The sequence below is a fragment of the Pseudomonas sp. N-1-13 genome (assembly GCF_057787095.1).
Genome location: NZ_JBYNRI010000001.1, coordinates 4,652,989 through 4,672,857 on the forward strand (window position 1 = coordinate 4,652,989; position 19,869 = coordinate 4,672,857).

Here is a 19,869-nt window from a genome sequence, read left to right on the forward strand (position 1 = left end):
CCCTGCTCCCACAACGTTAATCTCGCGGGTTCCAGATCAGCTCGCCCTCATCGCCCACACCCTTGAGATGAGTCAACTCAATGGCCGCCGCCGAGTCGGCATCAGTGGCCGTCTTGAACGTCTGATCTTCAAGCACCTTGTTAAAACGCGGCGCACCGGAACCACCAATGGCTTTGGTGGCAATCGCCGCGTAGTAGCCGCCGCCCTCTTTGGGGACGACCGCGGAAACAGCTTCGAAGGTTTCAAAGGCTTTACGTGCCATATTGCGCATCCTGGCGATGGAAAATGACGCTCATTAAACCTTCAACCCGCCAGTTTGTGTACCTTCGCCAGGCACCCTTCGGTCGCCTGGGCGGCGGACACTTCCCGGAAGGTGTGGAAATCCAGGCTGCTCACCACCAGGTCCTGTACCAGCTCGGCGAAGATCGCCATGGCCGGTGAGTTGAAATAAGCATCCATCGCCTGTTGATTGACCCAGAGCCCGGACACCAGCCACAGATCGGCGTCGCATTGCGATTGCTGCAACGCAAAATGCAGGCATCCGGGAGCCTGGCGCGAAGGCGCGATCAGCGTACTCAGGCGTGCACCCAATGGCTTGGAGCAACCGGAACGGGCCCGCACAAAGGCCATGTGACTGACGGGGATCTGTGTAGACATGTTCAACCTCCCAGGTAATCCGTTGTGCAGCCCGGGACAGGCTGCGACAGGATCAAAGGTTAAGCGCCACCACGCCAGCCTGGTTAGTCGATTCCTGCCGACCCATTGCACAATCCTGCGCGGGAGCGGGACCCAATCGGTCCTCCATCGGCGAGGATCCGGGAAAGTTGAAACAAAAGGTTTCAAGCAAGTTTTTGTCACATTAAGCCATGGTGAATCGATGCACCGTGCAGGATCAGGCAAGCTTTCGACAGGATGTGGCTACCACTGCAACTTGCACAAACATAAGCTCTGCTCATCGCTCCCCCTTTCCCGAGGATTCCGGCATGTCGCCGCTTGACCACGCCCACGTCCCGCTGGACACGTATCTGGAACAACAGCGCGCCGAACTGGCGTCGATCATCGCCCGCAATACCAGTGAAGACGGCAACTACGCCACGGCCATCGACTCGCTGAATCTGTCGCGCCACAGTCAAGCCCATCAATTCGCGCCGGTGCTGGCGCGACCGGCGCTGTGCATCATGGCCCAGGGCAGCAAGCAGGTGCGCCTGGCGGATGAGTTGTTCAACTACGATCCGCTCCATTACCTGGTGGTCTCGGTCTCGATGCCCCTGAGTGGTTGCATCGCCAGCGTCTCGCCCGATCAGCCGATCCTGGCCCTGCGCCTGGACATCGATCCGGCGGAAATCACCGCGCTGATTGCCGACGCAGGCCCCCTCGGCGTACCGACGCGCCCCACCGGTCGCGGCCTGTATGTAGAACGCTTGGACACGCCGATGCTCGACGCCGTGTTGCGCCTGACGCGCTTGCTCGACAGCCCGAAAGACATCGCCATGCTCGCGCCCCTGGTGCGCCGGGAGATTCTGTACCGCCTGCTGCGCAGCCCTCAGGGCTATCGGCTGTACGAAATCGCCATTACCAACAGTCAGAGCCATCGCATCAGCCAGGCGATCAAATGGCTCAATGGCCATTTCGAGCAACCGTTGCGCATCGATGACTTGGCCCGGGAAGTGAACCTCAGCGTCTCGACCCTGCATCACCGCTTCAAGGCCATGACGGCCATGAGCCCGCTGCAATACCAGAAACAACTGCGCCTTCAGGAAGCCCGGCGACTGATGCTGGCCGAAGGGCTGGAAGCTTCGGCGGCGGGGTATCGGGTGGGGTATGAAAGCCCTTCGCAGTTCAGCCGCGAGTACAGCCGCCTGTTCGGCGCGCCGCCGCTGCGGGATCTGGCGCGGTTGCGGATGACTGTCTGAGCTGATTTTTGGGTTGGCTGTGCCGGCCTCATCGCGAGCAGGCTCGCTCCCACAAGGGCTCTGTGTTGAACACAAATTCTCCGTTCACCCAGATCAACTGTGGGAGCGAGCCTGCTCGCGATGGGGCCAGTAAAGACAGCCCACTTCTAGCGCTCAAACCGCCCGCACCACATGTTTGATCTCCTGAAACGCCGCCAGCCCCCAAGGCCCCAACTCGCGGCCCATGCTGCTCTGCTTGTAACCGCCCCACGCCGCCTGGGGAAAGATCACTTGGGGGGCGTTGATCCACACCAGTCCCGCCTGCAGTGCATTGGCCACCTGTTCGGCAACTTCGGTATCGCGACTGACGACACTGGCCACCAGGCCGAAACGGCTGTCATTGGCCAGGGCAATCGCTTGCTCCAGGGAGGTGAAACGGCGCACACACAGCACCGGCCCGAAGATTTCTTCGCACCACAGCTCGCTGTCCACCGGCACGTCGGTGAAGACTGTCGGCTGTAGAAAATAGCCGCGCGGCAAATGCGCGGGGCGTTGTCCGCCGCACACCAGCGTCGCCCCGGCGCTCAGGCCCCGGTCGATATGCCCGAGCACCCGCTGGTATTGCGCCTGGTTGACCAGCGCACCCATCTCCACGTCAGGATCAAACGGATCAGCCACGCGAATCGCTTCGGCGCGAGTCTTGAGCCGTTGCAGGAACTCGTCGGCCAGCTCATCGGCGACCAGCACGCGACTGGTGGCCGAGCACATTTGCCCGGCGTTGAAGAAACCGCCACCACAGGCCAGCTCCACCGCCAACTCCAGATCAGCGTCGGCCAGCACCAGCAGCGACGACTTGCCACCCAATTCCAGGCTCACGCCCTTCACCGTTTCCGCCGCCCGTTGCATCACCTGCACCCCCACCGCATTGCTGCCGGTAAAGGAAATCTTCGCCACGCGCGGATCTGTCGCCAGCGGCGCGCCCACGGCCAGCCCCGTGCCGCAGATCAGGTTGAACACGCCGTGGGGTAAGCCGCACTCGGCGATGATCGACGCCAGTTCCAACTCCGGCAGCGGTGTCACCTCCGAAGGTTTGAGCACCACACAACAGCCGGCAGCCAAGGCCGGGGCGAGCTTCCAGGCGGTGGTGACCATCGGGAAATTCCACGGCACGATCAAGCCCACCACACCGCAGGGTTCGCGGCGCAGGCGTGCCCTGAAGTCATCGCTGGGCAATGCCAGTGGGCTGTCCTGCCGGGCGTCCAGCCCTTCGGCCAGTTCGGCGTAATACTCGAAGGTGGCGACCACGTCGTCGACATCGATGGCCGCTTCGAACAGGGGTTTGCCGTTATTGCTCGATTGCAGATGCATCAAGCGCTCACGAGCGGCCCGCACGCCGGCGGCGATACGGCGCAGAAGCGCCCCGCGCTCGGCGCCGGTGGTGTTCGACCATTGCGCCAAAGCCTGGGTCGCCGCGTTCAAGGCCTGATCGACGGCGCGCTCATCACCGCCATTGACCGTGGTCAGCAGCGCCTCGGTGACCGGGTTGATCACCCGCAAATGCTGATCGCCCGATGACCATTGGCCGTTGATGTACAGGCCGTCCTGGGTGGTGGGGAAATTCATTGGGCCACCTCCACCATCCAGCGCGCCTGATCGATTTCGATCAGGGTCGGACCCTGGCGGTCGTGGGCCTCCAGCAATGCGGCGCGCAATGGCGCCACGCCGTCGACCGCCTGTGCAAAGCAGCCCAGGGCCTTGGCCACGCCAATGAAATCCGGGGTGTAGATGTCCACGCCCACCGGTTCAATGGCGCGATTGACCATGTATTTCTTGATCTCTTCGTAACCCTGGTTATTCCACAGCAGCACGATCACTGGCACGCCTGCTTCCACGGCGCTGGCCAGCTCCGGCAGGGTGAACTGCAAGCCGCCATCACCGATCAGGCACACCACGGGCGGGCGCCCCTTACCCGAATCGATGCCGCCGAGCCAGGCGCCGATGGCCGCCGGCAAGGCATAGCCGAGGGTGCCGTAGCCGGTGGAAGCATTGAACCAGCGACGTGGATGTTCCGGGTTGAAGGTCAGGTTGCCGGTGTACACCGGTTGTGTGGAGTCACCGACGAATACCGCGTCGGGCAAGGCCTGCAAAACCGTGTCGATGAACAAGGTCTGCGCGCGGGTCGCGACGTCCCAGTCCCGGTCCAGATCCGCCCGTAACCGCGCGGCACGCACCTGGCCCCAATCGCTGTTGCGCTGGGTCAGGGATTGTTGCTTCAACCCATCGAGCAAGGCCTGGCTAGCGCTGCGGGCATCGGCCACCAGCGCCAGGTGCGGCGGGTAGTTGCGCACGGTCTGGTCCGGGTCGATGTCGATGCGCAGCAATGCACCGGGGATTTCGAAGCCGCCGGCGAAGGTGATGTCGTAGTCGGTCTCGGCCAACTCCGTGCCGATGGCCAGCACCACGTCGGCCTCGGCCACCAGTGCGCGGGTGGCCACCAGGCTTTGCGTGGAACCGATCAGCAGAGGATGACGCGACGGCAACAAGCCTTTGGCGTTGATGGTCAATGCCACGGGGGCGCCGAGGCATTCAGCCAGTTCGGTCAGTTCGCGGGCGGCATCAATGGCGCCGCCACCGGCCAGGATCAGCGGCCGGCGGGCCTTCGCCAGCATCGCCGACATCTGCGCCACGGCACTCGGCGCGGCCCCGGCACGGCTGATGTTCACTGGCCTTGTGGCGAGCAAGGCATCGGCGTCTTCGACCAGAACGTCCAACGGAATTTCAATGTGCACCGGCCGCGGGCGACCGGCCTGGAACAAGGCGAAAGCCCGGGCCAGCACTCCCGGCAACTCGGCGGCGGACATCAGCGTGCGGGAAAACGCCGCCACGCCACTCACCAACGCGCTCTGGTTCGGCAGTTCATGGAGTTTGCCGCGCCCGCCGCCCAACTGGCTGCGGGACTGCACGCTGGAGATCACCAGCATCGGGATCGAATCGGCGTAGGCCTGGCCCATGGCGGTGGTGATGTTGGTCATGCCGGGGCCGGTGATGATGAAGCACACACCGGGCTTGCCGCTGACGCGGGCGTAGCCATCGGCCATGAAGCCGGCGCCCTGTTCGTGACGCGGCGTCACATGGCGGATGCTGGAACGGGCCAGCCCACGATACAACTCGACGGTGTGCACGCCGGGAATCCCGAACACCTGCTCCACGCCATAACCTTCGAGTAACTTGACCAATACTTCGCCGCACGTCGCCATTGCCACTGACCTTCTTGTTTTCGGGGAATGGCGTTATTGGAACGGCCTGGCCATAGCCGCAACAATGGATAAAAAGTCATACTAGCCATGTCCCTACATCATGGCTCGATTCCAAATGAAACGACTTCCTCCGCTCCCGGCGCTGCACACGTTTCTGATCACCGCCCAGTGCTGCAACTTCACCCGGGCGGCGGAACAGTTGCACATCACCCAGGGCGCGGTGAGCCGGCAGATCGCCGGGCTGGAGGAGCATTTGGGTTACGCGCTGTTCCTGCGTCAGGCACGGGGCCTGAGCCTGACGCCGCAGGGACAGGCGTGGTTGCCACGGGTGCAACAGGTGTTCGGCCTGATCGCGGAAGCGGTGGAGCAGATCGGCGAGAAACGCCAGAGCGTGCGACTCAAGGCGCCGACCTGCGTGCTGCGCTGGCTGATGCCGCGTTTGCTGCAATGGCAAAAGGTACGACCGGACATACCGGTGGAGTTGACCACCACCGTCCGCCACGGCGTGGATTTCCAGCGCGAAACCTTCGACGCCGCGGTGGTCTATGGGCCGCCGCCCGCGCCTTCATTGACGAGCCTGCACTTGTTCGACGAACAACTGACACCGGTGTGTTCGCGTCCACTGCTTGAAGGTCCGGTGCCGCTGCGCTCACCCGCCGACCTGCAACACCATCTGCTGCTTCATCCCACCAGTGACGAGCGCGACTGGAACGCTTGGCTGGAGGCTGCGCAGGTGCAACTGAGCAACGTCAGCAAAGGCCAGCATTTCGAAACCCTGGACCTGGCGATGTCCCTGGCCTCCCAAAGCACGGGCGTGGCGATTGGCGACTGGTCGCTGATCGGCGACGACCTGAACGCCGGGCGACTGGTGATGCCCTTCGAACTGAAGGTCAGGACCGGGTTGGCCTATCACCTGGTGTATCCGCGCAAGCCCGGAGCGTCGGAGCAGTTGCAGGCGCTGATGGAGTGGTTGGTGGAGCAGGCGCAGACGCGGTAGCTGTTTCACCGCAAGCCCTCTGTGGCGAGGGGATTTATCCCCGCTGGACTGCGCAGCAGGCCCCAAGCAATCGAACATGATCAGCCTGACATACCGAGGCGCCAGTTTTGGGGTCGCTTCGCAACCCAGCGGGGATAAATCCCCTCGCCACAGATCAGTCCCCTTATCACGGGAAAAGCTACAGCAGATTCGGCACCTGCACCGGCTCGATCTGCGCCCAATGCGAGGTGTCTTCGCGATGCTGCTGCAAGTAGGGCAACACCGCCCCCAGCAACGGTTCCTTGAACGCTTCTTGAAACCGGTGGGCCAGGCCCGGTATCAGCTTCAGGCGGCTGCCACGGATGTGCGCCGCCAGGTGCACACCGTGCATCACCGGCAACAACGGGTCGGCGGTGCCGTGAACCACCAGGGTCGGCACGCGCAGTTGATTGAGCAGCGCCACCCGGCTCGGCTCGGCCATGATCGCCATGATCTGGCGTTGCACGCCTTCGGGGTTGAAGGCCCGGTCATAGGCCTGGGCGGCCTGATGCAACAGTGCTTGACGATCATCCACCACCATCGGACTGCCCAGGGCGGCCAGCAGATCGGCCTGTTGTTCCAGGGCCACTTCACGATTCGGCGCACTGCGCCGGGACAACAGCTGCACCAGGGTTTCGCTGGGTGCCGGCAGGCCTTCGGCACCCGAGCTGGTCATGATCAGAGTCAGGCTCTCCACCCGCTGCGGCGCCATGGCCGCCATGTGCTGGGCGATCATCCCGCCCATGCTCACCCCCAGTACGTGAAAGCTTTGCACCTGCAACGCGTCCATCAACCCCAAGCCGTCGTCGGCCATGTCGGTCAAGGTGTAGGGAGCGGCCACGGGCAGGCCCAGCTTGTAGCGCAAGGCTTCAAAGGCCAGGTTGGCGCTGCCGGGCGCCTGACGCCAGGCGGACAAGCCCACGTCGCGGTTGTCGTAGCGAATCACCCGAAAGCCCTGCTCGCACAGGGCCGCCACCACCTCGTCCGGCCAATGTATCAACTGCCCGCCCAAGCCCATCACCAGCAACAACGCCGGGTCGGAGGCACGGCCGATGCTCTGGTACGCCAGGCTGACCTGATCCAGATCGACCCGTTGGGTCGCAACGTTGACATCACATCGAGAAGCCGCAATCGACGGCAGGCCGAACAACAACGCGGCCAGAAAGATAAATACACGCATGAAGAAACACCAAAACGCAGAACCCCAGTAGAGCGCGAGTCTGATGAAGTTTGTTCAAGCGCGCTGCCACAGTTGCGTGACAGTTTGATGAAGATTGCCAAGTGGTCGCTCCACCCGGTCAAATGAAGCAAAGCAGAGCACTTCCCCTGTGGCGAGGGGATTTATCCCCTCGCCACAGGTCAGGTGCATGCCTGTAAGAGTATTCGGGCTTCAGGCCAACTGACTGCGCAACTGCCGCGCCGCCGCCACCATGTTCACCAGCGCCGCTTCTGTCTCCGGCCACGCCCGGGTCTTCAGGCCGCAATCGGGGTTGACCCACAGCCGGTCCGCCGCAATCCGCTTCACCGCCTTGCTCATCAACGCCACCATCTCGGCCGTGTCCGGCACCCGTGGCGAGTGGATGTCGTAGACGCCCGGGCCGATATCGTTGGGATACTCAAACACTTCGAAAGCCTCCAGCAACTCCATGTCCGAACGCGAGGTTTCAATAGTGATGACATCGGCGTCCATGTCGGCGATGGCCTTGATCACATCATTGAATTCGCTGTAGCACATGTGGGTGTGGATCTGGGTTTCGTCGCTTACACCCGATGCGCTCAAGCGGAAGGCCTCCACGGCCCAGTCCAGGTACGCCTGCCATTGCCCGCGTCGCAGGGGCAGGCCTTCGCGGAATGCAGCTTCGTCGATCTGCACGATTTTGATCCCGGCCTTTTCCAGGTCCTGCACTTCGTCACGCAGGGCCAGGGCCAGTTGTTGCGCCTGGACCTGACGCGAGACGTCCTCGCGAGGGAACGACCACATCAGCATGGTCACGGGGCCGGTGAGCATGCCCTTCATCACCTTGTCGGTCAGGCTTTGGGCGTAGCGGATCCAGTCGACGGTCATCGCTTTCGGCCGGCTGATGTCGCCGTAGATGATTGCCGGCTTCACACAACGCGAACCGTAGCTCTGGACCCAGCCGAAACGGGTGAAGGCGTAGCCGTCCAGTTGCTCGGCGAAATATTCCACCATGTCGTTGCGCTCGGCCTCGCCATGTACCAGCACATCCAGGCCCAAGCGTTCCTGGATCTGCACGGCATGGCGGATCTCAGTGTGCATGGCGTCCTGATAATCGTTGGCCGACAGCTTGCCTTGCTTGTAGGCCTGGCGCGCCAGGCGAATCGCCGGAGTCTGCGGGAATGAACCAATGGTGGTGGTGGGAAAGGCCGGCAGTTTCAGACGGGCGCGCTGCTGCTCCATGCGCTGGGCAAACGGCGAGCGCCGCTGGCTGTCCTGTGGTCGTATCGCGGCGAGGCGGGCCTGAACCTCGGCTTTGTGAATGCGTGTCGAGCCGGCACGACGAGCATGCACGTCACGGCTGTCGGCCAAGGCGTGTTGCACACCGGGTGCCTGGGGATCGTTGAGCGCATCGCGCAGTACCGCCACTTCACCGCATTTCTGCACGGCAAAGGCCAGCCAGCTCTTGAGTTCAGGGTCCAGTCGGTCTTCACGCTCCAGGTCCACGGGGCTGTGCAACAGTGAGCAAGAGGTGCTGACCCAGAGGTTGTCGCCAAAACGCTCCTGGGCCGGCTGCAATTGCGCCAGCGCCTGTTCCAGTTCACAGCGCCAGACGTTGCGGCCATTGACCAACCCCACCGACAGGATTTTGTAGGTCGGCAGGCGATCGAGCACCTGACCCAGTTGTTCCGGCGCCCGTACCGCGTCGATGTGCAAACCGTCCACCGGCAGGCTCACCGCCAGGCCGAGGTTGTCTTCCAAGCCACTGAAATAGGTCGCCACCAGTTTTTTCAGCGGCGAATACTGAAGGATGTGATAGGCCCGCTCGAACGCGCTTTTCCAGGCCAGGGGCAGGTCGAGGGTGAGGATCGGTTCGTCGATCTGCACCCACTCAACACCCTGGGCCTTGAGGCGATTGAGGATTTCACCGTAGACCGGCAACAGACGCTCGAGCAGGTCGAGCTTGTCGAAGTCCTCGCCCTTGGCCTTGCCCAGCCACAGATACGTCAAAGGGCCGATGATCACCGGTTTGACCTGATGTCCCAGGGCATGGGCCTCGTCCACTTCTTCGAACAGTTGCTCCCAACTCAGGGCGAAGCGCTGGTCGGCGGAAAACTCCGGGACCAGATAGTGGTAGTTGGTGTCGAACCACTTGGTCAGTTCCTGAGCGTATTGGGCTTGCCCGTGATCAGCTCCGCAGCAGGCAGCGGTGGCGCCTCGGGCCATGGCGAACAGGGTGTCGAGGGTCGGCTTGGCCTGAGCATCGAGGGTGTTGTGGAATCGCGACGGGACGGCACCCAGGGTCAAAGTGTGGCTGAGCACCTGGTCGTACCAGGCGAAATCACCGACCGGCAGCAGGTCGATGCCGGCCTCTTTCTGCAGTTGCCAGTGTCGGGCCCGCAATTCACGGCCCACCGCTTGCAGCGCGGCCGGTGCCAGGTCGCCCTTCCAGTAGGCTTCGAGGGCTTTTTTCAGTTCGCGGTCGGCGCCGATGCGGGGAAAACCTAAGGTGTGGGCCAGGGCCATGGTGTGTGTCCTCCTGTAAAAGATGGCGCCATTGTCGACAGCCAGCCCCACATGAGACAAACTCAACCTTTTCGTGTTGATCACGAGTTTTACTCATGGAGCCCACGGTGCTTGAAATCCGCCACCTCAAGACCCTGCATGCCCTGCGCGAAGCCGATAGCCTGGTCGAAGCCGCCGAACGCCTGCACCTGACCCAGTCCGCCCTTTCCCACCAGTTCAAGGAACTGGAAGAACGCTTGGGCATGCAGTTATTCGTGCGCAAGACCAAACCGGTGCGTTTCACCAGTGCCGGCCTGCGCCTGCTGCAACTGGCCGACGCCACCCTGCCGTTGCTGCGCAGCGCCGAGCGGGACATCGGTCGGTTGGCCGGAGGCACCGCCGGGCGCTTGCACATGGCCATCGAGTGCCACAGTTGCTTTCAGTGGCTGATGCCCACCATCGACCAGTTCCGCGACGCCTGGCCGGAAGTCGAGCTGGACCTGGCCTCGGGCTTCGCCTTCGCCCCACTGCCGGCCCTGGCCCGGGGCGACCTGGACCTGGTGGTGACCTCCGACCCGCTGGAACTGGCGGGCATCACCTACGTGCCGCTGTTCACCTACGAAGCGATGCTCGCCGTAGCCAACCAGCACCGACTGGCGAACAAACCCTACATCGTGCCCGAAGACCTGGTCAGCGAAACCCTGATCACCTACCCGGTGGAGCGCGATCGCCTGGACATCTTCACCCGTTTCCTGGAACCGGCCGACATCGAACCGGCCCAGGTGCGCACGTCTGAACTGACGGTGATGATGATGCAACTGGTGGCCAGCGGTCGTGGCGTCTGCGGCATGCCCCATTGGGCACTGCATGAATACAGCTCGCGGGGCTACGTGAAGGCCAAGCGACTGGGAGAGAAAGGTTTGTTCGCCACGCTGTATGCGGCGGTGCGCACCGACATGCTCGATGCGCCCTACATGCGCGACTTTCTGCTGACGGCCAAGGATACTTCGTTTTCGACCCTCGACGGCGTCAGTGCCGTGCGCTGAAGCACAGCGTGTTTTTTCATTCGGTGTGCAAAATGACCAACTGTCTGAATATCACACTCACCTGTCAGGTCTGACAGGTGACACCCTTCTCCTTTCGCGCTCTGATGGTGCCAGCCCCGAGTCAGTTCAGGCACCGTAGCGAGGAGAAAGATGGACAGCGTGCGCAACTCATCGCAGGCCGACGCAGCTCTTGAGCTGCTGCCCATGTACATTCCCGGATGGAAGACACCCGTGCTGCCGACCGGCGCCTACCACGGCGGCATTCCCCTGACCATTCATTCGCCATCCATCAGCCTGTACATGGTGATTGATCCGGTGACGATACTCTCTGAACCAATGGATATCGGTGATTCTGTCGAGCTGTGGGTCAATGGCAAACCGACATCCGTGATCAAGGTCATCAAGGCAGGCGAGGAGAACGACCGCATAGACATGGAGTTGCCATGGGGGTGGCTGGTGAACGGCGGCAATACACTGTTTTACCGAGTGACCCGGGTCAGCCAGAATCACGAAGACTCGACCCCGATCCTGGACCTGCTGTTCCATTACCCGCCATCCGGGATCACGGTCAGCCATCCGGCCAGCGTCAGCCCGGCACAGCCAGGCACATTTACTTTAACCCGCAGCTACCCACGCGAATTTGATGAGGTGACACTGACCGTGGGGACTTGGAGTAAAACAATCCCCTATGTCCATCCTGCCAACCCGATCACTTACACGTTGTCGGCCGCCGACCTTCAGCAGATCGGCGACGGCACCCATCCGGTGAGTGCCCGGATTGTCGATCAGTTGCGCAACAGCAATATATCGACGACGAGCTCCATCATCATCGGCACGGCACCGGTGGAATGGGAGGATCACTACACTTCACTGGCGGACTCCTATAACGGCTGGATTCCCTATCTGGCGGCTCGTTCCGGATCTATCCGCCCGCACGTCATGAACCATCAATCAGTAAACGCGTTTTTCAACTTCACCGATCAAGGCGCCCCATACGGCTTCGCCGGGGTCATCCTCTATCAGGATTTCCTTTTCATTCCCGGACAATACCAATTCACGTTCGAAGGAACCCATGTTGCCGACAGCAGCCACATTCCAGGGCTGGTCAACCCGATCCTTTACCCTGACACCGGCATGCCGCAATGGCGTGGCGTGCCCCGTCATGTCCCCAAGGATGGAGTCTGGTACCTGTTTTCAATCGAGTTCACCATCACCGAACGAGGGATGGTACGAATGTATATAAACAATGACCAGGATAGCGGTAACGGCAACGATTTCGGCATACGAAACATAAGAATCGTGCGCTTGAACAGTGGAGCAGGAAGCATGAGCGCGCCTGCGGAGGAATCCGATTTGCCCGTTTATACCGGTCCACGGCCAGAGATCAAATACCCTTGACCAATTATCAGGACAAGGGCGAATCGACCTCTTCGCCCTTGATCTCAGGCATCGATATCTGGCGCCACATGTGGATTTTGTCGAAATAATCCTCGCCCACCCGCACCGCTAAAGGTTCAAGCCCGAACTGGATGAAACCGCAGCGCTGGTACAACTTGAAGGCGGCCTCATTGCCGGCGGTAACGGTGAGCTGGATGAGTTTCAGTGCAGGGTGGCTTTGCGCTTCGGCCAGTACAGCTTGTACCAGCTCATAACCCAAGCCGCGCTGACGAAATTCGGCCGACACATACATGCCAAACAGTGTTGCCTTGTGGCGGGCCTTTTCCCTCGGTTCGAAAGCCAGGCCAACGATGCCGGCCAATGTTCCTGCTTCGAACGCACCCAGCACCACATCAAGCTTGCCGGTCAACCGCCCTTCCCACCAACTCAACGGCATCAGCGCCCGCTCCCGCACACTGGAAGTGAACGCCTGCGGATGGCGATCGTAGGCTTCAAGCATCAGCTCGCGGTAGGCCAAGGCGTGATTGGCATCCAAACGCTCAATCCACATGCTCACGCCGTCCTGCGCTGTTCAAGCATCAGGCGCAACGCCAGCGCGCCGAGCACAAACCCCATGAAGTAGCGCTGCGCCGCCAACCAGGTGGGGTTATGGACGAACCAGGAGGCAATGCCGGCGGCGAACAAGGCAATCAGCAGGTTGACGCTGAAACTGACGCTGATCTGGGTCAGCCCGAGGATGATGCTCTGGATGAACAACGAGCCGTGTTCCGGACTGATGAACTGCGGGAACACCGACAGGTAAAACACTGCAATCTTTGGATTCAGGGCACTGGTGAGGAACCCCATGGTGATCAGCTTGCGCGTCGAGTCCGCCGGCAGTTGCTGGGCCTGGAACGGCGAACGTGCGCCGGGCTTGACTGCCTGCCAGGCCAGCCACAACAGGTACAGCGCGCCGGCCCATTTCAACACCTCATAGGCCATGGGCACCGCCAGGAACACCGCCGTCAGCCCCGCCGCCGCGGCAAACATGTGCACGAAGAAGCCCGCCACCACCCCCAGCAGGGAGGTGACGCCGGCTTTGCGGCCCTGGCAGATCGAACGGGAAATCAGGTAGATCATGTTCGGGCCGGGCGTGAGCACCATCAGCAACGCGGCGGCGGCGAAAATCAGCAGGTCCGGCAATGGAATCATGGGCGTCAGTCCTTGAGTCTGGGGTCAGCACGTCTCGAGAAGGCTGGCTCGATAAAACGGCAGGATCACCTCGCCTGTCAACGGCGCCAGCAGCAGATCGCTGTCACTGGCCGGGTCGATCCAGCGCACTTCTTCAATCTCGGCGGCGGGAGAAACCGGTGCATCGATGCTCAGTAAAAAAACGTCAGCCTGCACGACAAAACCCGGCTCGTTGGCGGCCGGGGCACTGAACGCCCCCAGGTAACGGGCCTGTGCCGGATCAATCGTCAGCCCAAGCTCTTCGTCCAGCTCACGGGCCAGGGCCTGGACCGGTTGCTCATGGGCCTCGATCTTGCCGCCCGGCTGCATGAAGGCCTGGGTGTCGCGCTTGCGCACCAGTAAGGTCCGGCCGTCCGGTCCGATCAACAGAGCGGCGGCGATGCGGATGATGGGAGTGGTCATGATGAAATGCCCTGGGCAGAAAAATGCTCGCAAGGGTACAGAGCGCAGCGATGGGAGCAAAGCCCGGCGCCACCTTCAGACGCCACACAAAACCACTGTGGGAGCAGTTTTTGTGGGAGCCAAGCTCGCTCCCACAGGATGACTGTACTCTCAGTCAGATCTGCATCACCCCAACATCGGCTTCGGCACCGAAGGGTCTGCCTCTTCGGGGATTTTGACGAACACGCTGTAGCGCGCCCCTTCCATCGCTTCGAAAGCAATGAGCTTTTCCACCAGAGGCGCGCTCAGCACCTTGCCGGCGTTGAGCAACAGCATGCCGTTGTCGGCGTTGAGGTTGCGGGCCAGGATCATGCCGGCCGTCAGGTCGCGGGTTGTCATGACCTGCACCGTCGGATCCGACAAGGTCACGTCGTCCAGGTATTCACCACACGCCTTGATGAAGTCCTCCACCATGCCCGGGTCGTACAGTTTGCCGGCGTATTTGCGGATGTAGACCAGCGCCTCGTCGCTGTTCATCTGCCGCTCCAGGATCAACCCGCGCTGCAGTTCGATGAAGTCCACCGCCAGTTTCAACAGCCGCGAACCGAACGGAATGGCCTCGCCTCGCAGATGGTCGGGAAAACCGCTGCCGTCCCAACGTTCCTGGTGATGGAGGATGATGCGCGCGGCGTCTTTCATCGGGTCCAGGGTCATCAGCAGCGACTCGCTCTGCTTCGGATAGGCCCGGTAGAGATCAAGCTCGGTGTGGTGCAGCATGTCGGCGGGCGTGACCATCATGTTGTCGGTCCAGCTCAGTTTGCCGATGTTGTAGAGCGCCGCGGCCATGGTCAGGTCGCGGTCGGTGGACTCGTCCAGAAAGTGCAGCCTGCTGTAGACCCGGATCAGCTCGATGATCTGCCGGTTGGTCTGCTTGGCCTTGGGCAGGCGCAGGTTGGCGATCAGCGAAAACACTTCGGTGCCGGTCACATAGCTGCGCTTGAGCTCGTCATAGGCCAGGTCGAGCATGTCGGCGGTCTGCTGCAGCTCGGCGGTGCGCGACGCCACGCGTTTTTCCAGGGTGGTGTTGAGTATCCGCAGCTGTTCGTTCTGTTCGCGGTTCAGCGCTTCGAGGCGCTGGCGCTCGCTTTCGGAGTGCTGGTGCGCCAGGGCCTGACGCAGGGCCTGCACCAGCTCCTCGTCGTTCCAGGGTTTGCTGAGGTAGCGATACAACTGCCCCTCGTTGATGGCCTTGGTCATCATGTCCACATCGGCATAACCGGTGAGCAGGATGCGCAAGGTCGACGGATAAAGCTTGCGAATCTGCGCCAACAAAGTGGCGCCGTCCATGTTGGGCATGCGGGCATCGGTCATGACCAGGTCGACCGGCCGCTCCTTGAGGATTTCCAGGGCTTTGGCGCCACTGTCAGCCAGCAGGATTTCGTACGGCTGGCTGCGCAATAACCGACGCAGGCTATTGAGAATCGACTCTTCATCATCGACCAACAGTACCGTCGGCTTCCTGACCGGTACATCCTGCGATTGATCTTCCATTGGACCCCCCTCCTGTTAACGACACCTGTTCTACGCTACCCCCGAATTTGAGGCTAGTAGATTGCGTGAATTTAGACACGATTTTGCCTTGACCGGCCGAGCGCATCTCAATGAGACAGCTATGCTGTAGACCATGAAGGGCCAAGAACAGGCCAGAATACTCATGCCAACGGAAGGGATATCAGATGTATCCACGGTTCAACAGTCAGCATCGCGACGGTGCACGGCCATGAGCCTGCCGACGGAAAGGGCCAACCGGCGGATCCTGATCGTCGATGACACTCCGACGATCCACGAGGATTTTCGTAAGATCCTCAGCCCCCATGCTATCCCCGAGGACAGCCTGAGCAGCGCTGAAGCAGCCCTGTTCGGCGCGCCTGTGGCGGTTGCCAGCCAGAGTTTCGTGCTCGATTCGGCCTTCCAGGGCATGGAAGCCCTGAACAAGGTCGAATCTGCCTTGGCCGAGGGCAAACCCTACGCCATGGCGTTCATCGACATGCGTATGCCCCCTGGCTGGGACGGCCTTGAAACCATCGAACGGCTATGGCGCGTCGACCCCAAGCTGCAAGTGGCGCTGTGCACCGCCTATTCCGATTATTCCTGGGAAGACATCGCCGAGCGCCTCGAACTGGGCGACCGCCTGCTCATCCTGAAAAAACCCTTCGATGCCATCGAGATCCGCCAGATGGCCAGTACCCTGACCGTCAAATGGCAGATGACCGAAGACGCGGCGCTGAAAATGGACATGCTCGAACGCGCGGTGCAGGAGCGCACGCGGGAACTGGCCGACGCCAATATCATCGTGCAGAACAGCCCGACCATCCTGTATCGCCTGCGTGGCGAGCCGCCGTTCGCGCTGATGTACATTTCCCACAACATCACCAAGTTCGGCCACGCGGCGGCGCAACTGGTCAACTCGCCGGACTGGGCGCAAACCCTGATCCATCCCGACGACCAAAGCAAGATCGACGACGCCATGGTCCGCGTCTTGAACCGCGACACGGCGGGGGCGTCCATCGAGTTCCGCATGCGCACGGGCGACGGCACGTTCCGCTGGGTGGAAAACCGCTACATTCCGGTGCGCAACGAACAGGGCCTGCTGCTGGAAGTGGAAGGCATCATTCTTGACATCACCGAACGCAAGCTGGCCGAGGAGAAAATCGCCCTGCTGGCCCGCACCGACGGCCTGACCGGGCTGGCCAACCGCGCCACCATGATCGAGCGCCTGCATCAAGCCTTTGCCGCGGCTCGCCGGGGAGCGGCGCCGTTTGCGATGTTTTACCTGGACCTGGACCATTTCAAGCGGATCAACGACACCCTGGGTCACCCGATCGGCGACCTGCTGCTGCAGGAGGTCGCCGCACGCATCAAGGGCTGTACCCGGGAAAACGACGTGGTAGCGCGCCTGGGTGGCGACGAGTTCGCCATCCTGCAACTGGATGTCCACGAAGCGACCCATTGCGCCGCCCTGGCCGCCAAGATCCGGGATGCCCTGGTGGCGCCCTATTCCCTGGACGGCAACGAAGTGCGGATCTCCGTGAGCATCGGCATCAGCCTGTATTCCTCCCAGAGCCAAAGCGCCGACAGCCTGATGGCACAGTCCGACATGGCCTTGTACCGGTCCAAGGAAAAGGGCCGCAACCAGTACCATTTCCATAGCGAGGAGATTAATCAGGAAGTCACCGACCGCGTCGCCCTGGCCAATGACCTGCGCCAGGCCATCGAAAACAACGAGCTGCATTTGCACTACCTGCCGGAGGTCGACCTGGGCACCGGCAAAATCCTGGGCATGGGCGTGCAAGTGCGCTGGAACCACCCTGAGCGCGGCTGGCTGGAGCCGGCGTCGTTCATGCCGGCCGCCGAGAAGACCGGGATCATCGTTGGCCTGGGGCATTGGGTGCTGGACCAGGCCTGTCAACAGATGCGCCAGTGGCGTGACCAGGGCATGGCGCCCCCGGTGATCGCCATCGACCTCTGCCTGACGCAACTCAAGACCGGTCCGGAGCTGATCTATGACGTGCTGCGCACCACCGCTCGCTGGGAACTGGCCCCTTGGGACCTGCGCTTTGACGTCACCGAGGCCACCCTGGCGCAAACCAAGTGGACCCACAACGACGTGCTGCCACGTCTGTGCGAACTGGGCGTACAAATTGCCATCGATGATTTCGGCACCGAGTACTCCTCGTTCGATTACCTCAAGACCTACCGGGTCAACCATCTCAAGCTCGCCCAACGGTTTCTCGACAGCGCCAACGTCGACCCCGAGAACGCAATGACGCTGCGAGCGATCATCAATTTCGCCCGGGATGTGGGCATCGGGATCATTGCCGAGGGCGTCGAAACCCAGGAGCAACGCACCACGCTGATGTCCAGCGGCGGGTCGATGCAGGCCCAGGGGCATTACTTCAGCACTGCCGTAGACAGTGGGCAAGCCAGCGAACTGCTCAAGGCCGGCACCATCGTTCCCGTGACGGACCATTGGACCCGGCCTGCCAGCCAGTTATCGGAGAGCAACCCATGAACCCCATGTCGGTGCCGGCGAACAGGCGAATCCTGGTGGTGGACGACACCCCGGCGATCCACCAGGACTTCCGCAAGATCCTCAGCCCGGGCGCCGGTAGCGACGACTCGCTGGACGACACTGAAAGCCTGCTGTTTGGCACGCCCCAGGTCAGCCGCCTGCAATTTCAGATCGACTCGGCCTATCAGGGCGAAGAGGCATTGGAACTGGTCAAGCGCGCCCAGGCCGAAGGCCAGCCCTATGCGCTGGTGTTCGCCGACATGCGCATGCCGCCGGGCTGGGACGGCCTGCAAACCATCGAGCGTTTGTGGGAGGCCGACCCACGGCTGCAAATCGCGCTGTGCACGGCGTTTTCGGATTATTCCTGGGAAACCATGTCCGAACGCATCGAGTTCGACGATCAGTTGCTGATCCTGAAGAAACCCTTCGACACCCTGGAAATCCGCCAGATGGCCAGTGCCATGACCTGGAAATGGCAACTGGCCCAGGATGCGGCGAGAAAAATGCGCAGTCTGGAGCGCACCATCGAGGAACGGGTCCAGGAGTTGCTGAAAGTCTCCCACTTGCTGCAATACGACGTACTCACCGAGTTACCCAACAGCATGTTGCTCGGTGATCGCCTGACCCAGGCCATGGCCCAGTGCCGTCGCCACGACCGGCAACTGGCGGTGATGTTCATCGGCATGGACCGTTTCAAGCGTATCAATAACGCACTGGGGCACCCGGTGGGCGACGAAATGCTCAAGCGGGTGGCCCGGGCGCTGGCAACGGTGGTGCGTGAATCCGACTCGGTGTTTCGCTACGGCTCCGATGAGTTCGTGGTGATACTGGGAGACATCACCGACTCGCAACAGACCAAAGGCGTGGCCGACAAACTGCTGACGGCCATCAGCACGCCCCACCCCATCGACGGACACGACCTGACCGTTACCGCAAGCCTGGGCATCAGCATGTATCCGGCCGACGGTTTCGATGCCGTGGCGTTGATCAAAAAAGCCGAAACGGCGATGCGCAACGTCAAGGAAACCGGCCCCAACGACTACCGTTTTTTCACTGAAGACATGAACCGTCGGGCGCGACAGCAGCAAACCATCGAATCGGGCCTGCGCCTGGCCTTGCAACGCAAGGAGTTCGTGCTGCACTACCAGCCCAAGATCGATTTGAGGAGTGGCAAAGTGGTCGGCGCCGAAGCGCTGGTGCGCTGGAACCGGCCTGACATCGGCTTGATCTATCCATCGGACTTCATCCCCGTGGCCGAAGACAGCGGCCTGATCGTCCCGCTGAGCCAATGGGTGCTCCAGGAAGCCTGCCAGCAGGCCTGTCGCTGGCAAGCCGATGGCATGCGCCCGCTCTACCTGTCGGTGAACGTCTCCACCATCGATTTTCGCCAGCGCGGTTTCGTCGAAGGCATCGCCCGGACCCTCAAGGAAACCGGTCTCGACCCGACACAGTTAGAACTGGAGATCACCGAAAGCGTGCTGATGCAGAACGTCGACACCACCGTCGCCATCCTCAAGGCCGTCAAACGCCTGGGAATACGGCTGGCCATCGACGATTTCGGCACCGGCTACTCGAGCCTGAGCTACCTGCAGAAATTTCCGGTGGATGTGTTGAAGATCGATCAGTCGTTCGTCGGCGACCTGAGCATCGACAGTAATGACGCAAAGCTGGTGAGCACCATCATCAGCCTGGGCAAGAGCCTGAACCTGCACATCATTGCCGAAGGCGTGGAAACCCTTGAGCAACTGGAGTTCCTCAAGGCTCACCAGTGCGAGGAAGCCCAGGGGTACTACTTCAGCAAGGCCGTGGAGCCACAGGCCTTTGCCCTGTGGATGAGCGAGTGGGAACAACGCCACAACCCGTTTGCGTGAACACACCTGAGTTCCATCAACCAAA

General features: G+C 61.7%; 16 protein-coding genes. 6 read left to right on the plus strand and 10 right to left on the minus strand.

What is annotated here, in order from left to right:
- Positions 1-16 precede the first annotated feature (16 nt).
- Together AC3I65_RS20885 and AC3I65_RS20890 are read right to left on the minus strand one after the other, a co-directional pair.
- Positions 17-262, minus strand: coding sequence for a hypothetical protein (locus AC3I65_RS20885; RefSeq protein WP_047230388.1), 246 nt, complete (start codon positions 260-262; stop codon positions 17-19).
- A 41-nt stretch (positions 263-303) separates the two neighbouring features.
- On the minus strand, positions 304-657 hold the full coding sequence (locus AC3I65_RS20890) for a putative quinol monooxygenase (protein ID WP_107321945.1): 354 nt from the start codon (positions 655-657) through the stop codon (positions 304-306).
- Positions 658-983: 326 nt separating this feature from the next.
- Here AC3I65_RS20890 and AC3I65_RS20895 point away from each other — a divergent pair, with 326 nt between their 5' ends.
- Positions 984-1,913, plus strand: a complete 930-nt coding sequence (locus AC3I65_RS20895) for an AraC family transcriptional regulator (RefSeq protein WP_047230390.1) — start codon at positions 984-986, stop codon at positions 1,911-1,913.
- A 153-nt stretch (positions 1,914-2,066) separates the two neighbouring features.
- Here AC3I65_RS20895 and AC3I65_RS20900 read toward each other — a convergent pair whose 3' ends face one another.
- Positions 2,067-3,515 (minus strand): aldehyde dehydrogenase family protein, encoded by a 1,449-nt coding sequence (locus AC3I65_RS20900; protein WP_076383657.1) that lies wholly within the window; start codon positions 3,513-3,515, stop codon positions 2,067-2,069.
- On the minus strand, positions 3,512-5,149 hold the full coding sequence (locus AC3I65_RS20905) for a 5-guanidino-2-oxopentanoate decarboxylase (protein WP_288912201.1): 1,638 nt from the start codon (positions 5,147-5,149) through the stop codon (positions 3,512-3,514). Before AC3I65_RS20905 ends, AC3I65_RS20900 begins: the two co-directional genes overlap by 4 nt.
- Positions 5,150-5,264: 115 nt before the next feature.
- Here AC3I65_RS20905 and AC3I65_RS20910 point away from each other — a divergent pair, with 115 nt between their 5' ends.
- Complete coding sequence (locus AC3I65_RS20910) at positions 5,265-6,146, plus strand: LysR substrate-binding domain-containing protein (RefSeq protein WP_288912203.1); 882 nt, start codon at positions 5,265-5,267, stop codon at positions 6,144-6,146.
- A gap of 178 nt (positions 6,147-6,324) precedes the next feature.
- Here the strand turns inward: AC3I65_RS20910 and AC3I65_RS20915 are convergent, their stop codons facing one another.
- Positions 6,325-7,344 (minus strand): alpha/beta fold hydrolase, encoded by a 1,020-nt coding sequence (locus AC3I65_RS20915; protein WP_173406598.1) that lies wholly within the window; start codon positions 7,342-7,344, stop codon positions 6,325-6,327.
- Between the two features lie 210 nt (positions 7,345-7,554).
- Entirely contained in the window at positions 7,555-9,867 is a 2,313-nt protein-coding gene (gene metE / locus AC3I65_RS20920) for a 5-methyltetrahydropteroyltriglutamate--homocysteine S-methyltransferase (protein ID WP_488524121.1), read from the minus strand.
- Between the two features lie 107 nt (positions 9,868-9,974).
- Between metE and metR the strand changes: the two genes are divergently transcribed.
- On the plus strand, positions 9,975-10,892 hold the full coding sequence (gene metR / locus AC3I65_RS20925; RefSeq protein ID WP_047230407.1) for a transcriptional regulator MetR: 918 nt from the start codon (positions 9,975-9,977) through the stop codon (positions 10,890-10,892).
- A gap of 150 nt (positions 10,893-11,042) precedes the next feature.
- The gene (locus AC3I65_RS20930) at positions 11,043-12,290 is read left to right on the plus strand and encodes a hypothetical protein (RefSeq protein WP_076383652.1); all 1,248 of its coding nucleotides are present in this window, start codon (positions 11,043-11,045) and stop codon (positions 12,288-12,290) included.
- Positions 12,291-12,297: 7 nt separating this feature from the next.
- Here the strand turns inward: AC3I65_RS20930 and AC3I65_RS20935 are convergent, their stop codons facing one another.
- The 4 genes from AC3I65_RS20935 to nosR all read right to left on the minus strand — a co-directional run bounded on the left by AC3I65_RS20935 (position 12,298) and on the right by nosR (position 15,452).
- Positions 12,298-12,840, minus strand: coding sequence for a GNAT family N-acetyltransferase (locus tag AC3I65_RS20935; RefSeq protein WP_076383651.1), 543 nt, complete (start codon positions 12,838-12,840; stop codon positions 12,298-12,300).
- 2 nt (positions 12,841-12,842) lie between these two features.
- Entirely contained in the window at positions 12,843-13,481 is a 639-nt protein-coding gene (locus AC3I65_RS20940; protein WP_076383650.1) for a LysE family translocator, read from the minus strand.
- Between the two features lie 24 nt (positions 13,482-13,505).
- Positions 13,506-13,922, minus strand: a complete 417-nt coding sequence (locus AC3I65_RS20945) for an NUDIX hydrolase (RefSeq protein ID WP_488524122.1) — start codon at positions 13,920-13,922, stop codon at positions 13,506-13,508.
- A 165-nt stretch (positions 13,923-14,087) separates the two neighbouring features.
- Positions 14,088-15,452, minus strand: a complete 1,365-nt coding sequence (gene nosR / locus AC3I65_RS20950; protein ID WP_047230399.1) for a response regulator c-di-GMP phosphodiesterase, NosR family — start codon at positions 15,450-15,452, stop codon at positions 14,088-14,090.
- Between the two features lie 229 nt (positions 15,453-15,681).
- Between nosR and AC3I65_RS20955 the strand changes: the two genes are divergently transcribed.
- Both AC3I65_RS20955 and AC3I65_RS20960 read left to right on the plus strand, forming a co-directional pair.
- Entirely contained in the window at positions 15,682-17,973 is a 2,292-nt protein-coding gene (locus AC3I65_RS20955; RefSeq protein WP_047230400.1) for a GGDEF/EAL domain-containing response regulator, read from the plus strand.
- Positions 17,970-19,844: a putative bifunctional diguanylate cyclase/phosphodiesterase gene (locus tag AC3I65_RS20960; protein ID WP_076383649.1), complete on the plus strand. Its 1,875-nt coding sequence runs from the start codon at positions 17,970-17,972 to the stop codon at positions 19,842-19,844. The genes AC3I65_RS20955 and AC3I65_RS20960 overlap by 4 nt, the downstream gene beginning before the upstream one ends.
- Positions 19,845-19,869: the final 25 nt, after the last annotated feature.

Coding starts and splice junctions, on each gene's coding strand:
- AC3I65_RS20895 (WP_047230390.1), top strand. CDS start 984: ATGTCGCCGCTTGACCACGCCCACGTCCCGCTGGACACGTATCTGGAA.
- AC3I65_RS20935 (WP_076383651.1), bottom strand. CDS start 12,840: ATGTGGATTGAGCGTTTGGATGCCAATCACGCCTTGGCCTACCGCGAG.
- AC3I65_RS20910 (WP_288912203.1), top strand. CDS start 5,265: ATGAAACGACTTCCTCCGCTCCCGGCGCTGCACACGTTTCTGATCACC.
- metE (WP_488524121.1), bottom strand. CDS start 9,867: ATGGCCCTGGCCCACACCTTAGGTTTTCCCCGCATCGGCGCCGACCGC.
- AC3I65_RS20900 (WP_076383657.1), bottom strand. CDS start 3,515: ATGAATTTCCCCACCACCCAGGACGGCCTGTACATCAACGGCCAATGG.
- AC3I65_RS20930 (WP_076383652.1), top strand. CDS start 11,043: ATGGACAGCGTGCGCAACTCATCGCAGGCCGACGCAGCTCTTGAGCTG.
- AC3I65_RS20940 (WP_076383650.1), bottom strand. CDS start 13,481: ATGATTCCATTGCCGGACCTGCTGATTTTCGCCGCCGCCGCGTTGCTG.
- AC3I65_RS20905 (WP_288912201.1), bottom strand. CDS start 5,149: ATGGCGACGTGCGGCGAAGTATTGGTCAAGTTACTCGAAGGTTATGGC.
- AC3I65_RS20915 (WP_173406598.1), bottom strand. CDS start 7,344: ATGCGTGTATTTATCTTTCTGGCCGCGTTGTTGTTCGGCCTGCCGTCG.
- AC3I65_RS20945 (WP_488524122.1), bottom strand. CDS start 13,922: ATGACCACTCCCATCATCCGCATCGCCGCCGCTCTGTTGATCGGACCG.
- AC3I65_RS20955 (WP_047230400.1), top strand. CDS start 15,682: ATGAGCCTGCCGACGGAAAGGGCCAACCGGCGGATCCTGATCGTCGAT.
- AC3I65_RS20960 (WP_076383649.1), top strand. CDS start 17,970: ATGAACCCCATGTCGGTGCCGGCGAACAGGCGAATCCTGGTGGTGGAC.
- AC3I65_RS20885 (WP_047230388.1), bottom strand. CDS start 262: ATGGCACGTAAAGCCTTTGAAACCTTCGAAGCTGTTTCCGCGGTCGTC.
- AC3I65_RS20890 (WP_107321945.1), bottom strand. CDS start 657: ATGTCTACACAGATCCCCGTCAGTCACATGGCCTTTGTGCGGGCCCGT.
- nosR (WP_047230399.1), bottom strand. CDS start 15,452: ATGGAAGATCAATCGCAGGATGTACCGGTCAGGAAGCCGACGGTACTG.